Source organism: Helicobacter sp. 10-6591, assembly GCF_003288805.1.
Taxonomy (GTDB): Bacteria; Campylobacterota; Campylobacteria; order Campylobacterales; family Helicobacteraceae; genus Helicobacter_F.
The window spans coordinates 1-425 of sequence record NZ_NHYK01000053.1 but is presented as its reverse complement, the minus strand read 5'-3'; the positions used below and the strand labels follow the sequence as shown (position 1 = coordinate 425).

The 425-nt window shown below is 34.8% G+C and carries 1 protein-coding gene; it reads left to right on the top strand.

The window, feature by feature from the left end; translation table 11 throughout:
* Positions 1-425, top strand: a 425-nt coding sequence (locus CCY97_RS08355) for a hypothetical protein (RefSeq protein WP_181562877.1), incomplete at both ends; no start/stop codon positions are given.

Genomic DNA, 425 nt, shown 5'->3' with positions numbered 1-425 from the left:
AAGAGTGTTTTCTCTCCTGAATTGGGTATAGGCTATGAAGGAGGATTTACTCCTAAATATGCTCTTACTAATACCCAAAACACATATGCGAGAATAACCAATACCCATACAACCAATCTCTATAAAACAAGAACACAATTCTCTTGGTTTATGGATTGGGCTAAATACACAAAGACTTTAGTAAATGTTGGTGCAGAATACACTCTCAATCCCCAAATTGCTAATCCTAGAGGAACATATACAAATATGGGCAATGCATCTTATGGTGAAGGAAAAACAAAGATAGATCCTCTCTTAGCTTTCTTGGGAGCTAATCTTGCTATTCCTTTGGATGAAAGGTTTTATATAACATTTAACTACAACACTACCTTTAACTCTAAGCTTACACAGCATACTGGTTATATGAAGTTGAATTTTATGTGGTA